Here is a 5,420-nt window from a genome sequence, read left to right as displayed (position 1 = left end):
ATCAGCACTGGCAGAAGCTAGAATTTCCCCATCTTGGCTGAAGGCGATGCCCTCTACCTCATCCTGATGTGCGGTGAGGGTAGTGAGCAAGGTACCATCATTCTTCCCCAAGGGGACTCCCGTTATAGTCGTTCGCGCAGCGTCTGGCACTGCCAGTAAGACAAGCGCGGGAGGGGAATTGGGGACTGAAAATGTTGCGTATCATTGAAAATTTGTGCTATAATAAACACAAAAACATCAAGCGAGAGTTAGCCACTTAATTTATTCAGTGGGCGGCGTTCGCGTAGCGTGGCCAAAGGCCAGCGTACCGGGATTTATCCCGGCTATCGTGTTAAACTAGAATAGTAAGTAAGAACAAGGTTGGTTACGTTGATTTTTTGCGCTTTTCGGTGAAATCCCAGCCAGTAAGAGACGGGGTAAATCCTACTCCTCAAGGAACAGGCAAGCAATGCAGCAAAAAGGACCTCTGCATCGCTGCTAGAAGGTCTAATGATTCGCCAGAGCATTTTCTCAACTTTCTCAACTTGAGTCTGGGTATTTGCCTTTGCCCCAGCTAACTGTTGCAGTTTGTTCCAAGCCTTGATGGCTACGGGCATCTGCCCAAGCTAGGGCATCGAGTAAGGCTTGACCAGGCAATAGTCTCGATTCATCCTGACAATCACCATTGAACCAAGCTCTTAGACTTGTAGCATAGGGACGAAGATTTGATAGTTGCTTGCTGACCCAATCACAGTTGAAAACAGCAGCATAAATGGGGTTGCGGACCTTAACCTTGCCCTCAGTCTTGACCACTAATCCCGACAGTAGCAATTCCATTTGTTCCCAACTGTCATCTGCTGCTACTGCTCCCTGTTGCAGAATTTGCTGATAAAGTCCTAATAACCGCCCAGCCCGTTGCTCATTACTGAGAATGCGATCGCGTATGGTCCTGAGATGCTCTGGTTCATCTTGGACTTCCCAGTTGTCGATAATCCGCCTATCCACAAGAGACTCAAGGGATTTGCCATTGACAGTACCATTCTCTATATCCTCTAGAATCAGCTGACATAGCTTTTGAGTCAGTAAAGGCTGTCCTCCCGTAAACCCCAAGATTTCCCTAAGTAAGGCTTTGGGATTGCTAACCATTCCGTTAAATCCTAGCCCTAGGGGTTTGGCTTCTTCCAGAGTAAATCCACATAACTCAATCCCCCGTCCGATATTAAACGGAGTGCGTTGCTTATCTACGATCAAATCCGAGGGAGTGGCTACCCCTAACAAGACAAAACTGAGGCGTTGGTAGGCTTGGTTTTCTGTGCGCTTGTTGTAGCAGGCTCGGATCAGGGCAAAAAAATCTTCAATCGGAAACGATAAACCCAGAATGCTATCGATTTCATCAATAAAGATCACCAAATTTCCCTCAACCTCTGCCAGTAGCACCTCCTCAATAAAATCACTCAGACGCTTGACTGGGGATAGATCAGAGCGTGAGCGCCACCAAGCGCGTAAATTGACCTGGAGGTTGAAGCTGCTCACCAGACAGCGTAATATACTAGCATACCACTGGTCTGCTGTCAAATCTTGGGTACCAATTTCCGTCAAATCAACGATTCCACAGTGGATGCCTATTCCTTGTAATCGGTGAGTAGTTTGCACCCTCAAAGAAGACTTACCCATTTGCCTGGAGGTAAGGACATAGCAAAACTCACCGGCTACCAGAGCCTGATACAAATCCTGATCTGCTTTACGACGCACATAGCAGGGGGTATCAGGGGGTAAACTCCCGCCAACTTGATAGTTGTGCTTTTTCATAACTTCCAGGCATCCATGGGTTTTAGCCCAGGTGAGTACTAAAGTACTGACGATACAAATCACAACTAGGTACAGCCCCCTGTTTGTGGAGCTGTACTAATCCTAAACTTTGCAACTTAAAGGCTAGCTTTTGCTCTAATTCCACTGGCTGGGATGACATCACTACTTTTCCATAGGCTGCGACCAGTTGTGGATATTGTTGTAGATTCCACCATTGTCGTCGAAGGTCATCATGATAAATCCCCGATTCCCTTGCTGCTGAATTCAATAACTCTTCAAAGGTAACGTCACCGCGCCTAAGATGATATAACGCTACCCTTAAAAGACAAGGATTTCCTCCTACTTTAGCCATAATTAAAGATACGTGATCGACCCTCGAATCATCAGTACCCCAATCGATTCCGTGGCGACGGGCTAATTCTTGCACTTGGGCCTTGGTAAACTCTGGCAATTCAATGGATAATCCCACATTAAACGGCGATTGGTGGATATGTAAGGCAATATAAACGTCAGTAGAATGTATAATAATTAAGCGCAGTTTTTGCCAAATTGTGCTACCAGTTACACCGTATTTGGCTTTTTCATACCAAGCTCGCAGCAAACCGAGGAAATCCGTGGCAATAGCAGGGTAATTAAACAACAGGTTGACCTCATCTAATGCCAATACCATCGGTGTATCTATTTCTTTTAATAGATAATTCTCGAAGTAATCTGTGGTATTACCACTGCTGCCAAAGATATCATCCCAATAATCATTTAGTCGATTTGGTAATTCTAGGCTACGAGTGACTGTGGCACAGAACCATTGTAAAAATCGTTCTAAATCCGTAAAGACATTGGCATCAGCTTGCTGCAAGCTCAGAGCGACTGTGCGGAAGCCAGATGCTCTAGCGTGATCAAGAATCCTCACCATCAGGGAGGTTTTACCCATCTGTCTAGGGGCTTTAATTCGGATTAATGCCCCTGGCTGCAACACTGTTTCGTAACATAGAGAGTCATTGGGGGGACGCTCGATATAAAAAGAAGAATTGAGAGGGACCACACCTCTAGGTAATTCGAACTCTGTAGGTAATTCCAGCTCGACCTCTGGCAACTCCTGAAGCTCGACCTCTCGTAATCGGTCCCTGATCACAGAACGAATGTTATTTTTTGTGATCTTCTCTCCAAACACCTCTGACAGGATATGCCATAAGCGGGAGCCAACCACCCGAATGTAATCGGCGTCGTAACCAGACCCCTCAGCAATCTCTTGATAAGTTTGTCCTGACCAACATTGGCGGAGCACCAGTTCTTGAACTGCGTTTAAGCGTTCGGGTTTGATGACCGTATCCACCATCGCCAATGCTTCTTCAACACTCATTACTTTTTATTATGTAATCAATTAGAATTATTTATTACTTTTTCTCACAGACAAAGCCACATTGCCGATTTACCTTAAAGTCAGGGATCGCAAATCGTCCTTTAGGGTTAACACCAAGCCAGCGATCAATAGCCGATCGCTGGCTACCTACTTCAAGGGGGATCAGCTTCCCTAGTCAACCAGGCTTAAGCAATTAAGCCATCTAAAAACTACCTATACGGGTTAAAGGGTAACAGTTAAAACTACCTCGTAATTGTGGGCATCCAAGAATAGGGCATGGGATTTACCCCTAGTCCATGCTCTATTTTGTTTTCCCTAGTTAACTAATCTAGTTAACTAATGGTTAACTAAGATGTTCCATCACTGATCCACGGTAGTGATCCACGGTGGCTAGCGTTCTCTTGAAGTTGGGTTTTCGACAGTTGGCCGTTGCTTGTTTATCGTCCACATTCACTCAACATTCAACAGTCCCACCTCTGATTTAAACGGTATAACCGCAACTTAGGATGACCCCAAACAGCGTTATTGATTTGCTTAGTCAAACCATCAGTAAGGATGTTCATCGTTAACAACCATTAACAAAATTGAGCTTAAAGAATAGGGTAAAAGGTTAACTATACCACAGCTTTTGCCTTTTGGGTTTCCTTTTGGGTTTCCTTTTTGGCTCAATTATCAATGAGTAACTCAATTGAGCTAATTCAGGGTGATAGAGAAAGTAGGTGTTCGCTAGAAGTAACAATGATCAGCAAGATCAGCAACCTGTACAAAGGTTTCAGGATTCTACCTTTAATGACCTCCTGATTCCCTGGCTCAACGCAGATAGTTTTAGGAGACGGTTGAGGCAAGTAATCCAGAGGTCAAAGTGGTATAAGGGTTATCGATTCGCCGTCTTATTGGTGGCTTTGGAACGTTTTAAAGTCATTCAGTTTAGTATGGGACGGCAGGTGGGAGCAAAATTGCTAAAGGCTTTTGATTCTCGCTTGACTGATGCCCTGAATTCTACCGTTAACTATACCGTTAACTATACCGTGGCGCGGTGGTCCGAAGATGAATTAGCTATCTTACTCAAAGACATTAACGATGTCAGTGAAGCTACCTTGGTAGCAGAACAGATTGGCACTAGCCTGCGGACGCCTTTTTCGATTGATGACCATGAGATTTTTTTGAGTGCCAATATTGGAATTGCTAGCAATGACAGGGATGATTACCAAGCCTCTGCTTTTCTTGACAACGCCAGTCTAGCTCTTTATCGAGCCAAAATGGAGAGTAACACTGGCTATAAGCTGTTTACCCCTGCCATGCGCACCCGGAGTATAGAGCGGTTGGAGTTAGAAGATAGTTTACGCTTGGGTATTAAGCGCGAAGAATTGCGGCTTTATTACCAGCCAATTGTGTCTCTTGAAACCCATAAGCTGGCTGGCTTTGAGGCACTGGTGCGGTGGGAGCATCCCGAACGGGGACTGCTGTTGCCAGCAGAGTTCATTCCAGTGGCAGAAGAAACAAAGCTGATTGTGCCACTGGGTTGGTGGGTACTACGCCAGGCTTGCCAACAAATGTGGCAGTGGCAACAACAGTTTCCCCAATATCAGGATTTAACGATCAGCGTTAACATCTCCAGCTTACAATTATCCCAACCGGATCTAATCGGTAAAATCGACACAATTTTGTGGGATTCTGGTCTCGATGCCCAGAGTTTGAAACTAGAGATCACAGAAAGTTTACTGCTGGAAACCACTGCAGTGGTTCTGTTGGAGAAACTCAAACAGCGACAGATTCAGTTGTGCATTGATGATTTTGGGACTGGTTATTCTGTCTTAAGTTACTTGCCAAATTTACCGATAGATATATTAAAAATTGACCGCTCTTTTGTAAAAGGTATGAGTGATGATCACAAACATGGGGAAATTTTGCGGTGGATGGTAAAGTTGGCAAACGACCTCGGCATAGATGTAGTAGCAGAGGGAGTGGAAACTGAAAAGCAATTGGCACAGCTTTGTGATTGGCGTTGTCAATATGGACAGGGGTATTGGTTTTCTAAGCCTTTAAATCCCGAAGCTACTGAAGCCTGGTTAGAGACTCTAAGTGTGGGGAGATGGGGAGATGGGGAGATGGGGAATCGGTAAGTTAGAAGTTAGAAGTTAGAAGTTAGAATTTAGAATTTAGAATTTAGAATTTAGAATTTAGAATTTAGAATTGGGAATCGGGAATCAGGAATCGGGAATCGGGAACTTCGGATAAAGGAAGATTAGAACAGCAGAGGATTTCTTGGTGA

4 protein-coding genes are annotated in these 5,420 nt (G+C 44.8%); 1 reads left to right on the top strand and 3 read right to left on the bottom strand.

Annotation, left to right across the window (positions count from 1 at the left end):
- From F6K20_RS40135 to F6K20_RS22640, 3 genes are all read right to left on the bottom strand, one after another.
- Positions 1 to 150 (bottom strand): WD40 repeat domain-containing protein (locus F6K20_RS40135; RefSeq protein ID WP_353736805.1); only part of this gene is annotated, 150 nt, incomplete at its 3' end.
- A 369-nt stretch (positions 151 to 519) separates the two neighbouring features.
- On the bottom strand, positions 520 to 1,788 hold the full coding sequence (locus F6K20_RS22645; protein ID WP_353736804.1) for an AAA-like domain-containing protein: 1,269 nt from the start codon (positions 1,786 to 1,788) through the stop codon (positions 520 to 522).
- Between the two features lie 22 nt (positions 1,789 to 1,810).
- The gene (locus F6K20_RS22640) at positions 1,811 to 3,148 is read right to left on the bottom strand and encodes an AAA-like domain-containing protein (RefSeq protein ID WP_008181745.1); all 1,338 of its coding nucleotides are present in this window, start codon (positions 3,146 to 3,148) and stop codon (positions 1,811 to 1,813) included.
- 719 nt (positions 3,149 to 3,867) lie between these two features.
- Here F6K20_RS22640 and F6K20_RS22635 point away from each other — a divergent pair.
- Entirely contained in the window at positions 3,868 to 5,271 is a 1,404-nt protein-coding gene (locus F6K20_RS22635) for a putative bifunctional diguanylate cyclase/phosphodiesterase (RefSeq protein ID WP_008181747.1), read from the top strand.
- Positions 5,272 to 5,420: the final 149 nt, after the last annotated feature.

The sequence above is a fragment of the Moorena sp. SIO2C4 genome (assembly GCF_010672485.1).
Lineage (GTDB): Bacteria > Cyanobacteriota > Cyanobacteriia > Cyanobacteriales > Coleofasciculaceae > Moorena > Moorena producens.
This window is presented reverse-complemented; position numbering and strand designations above follow the sequence as displayed.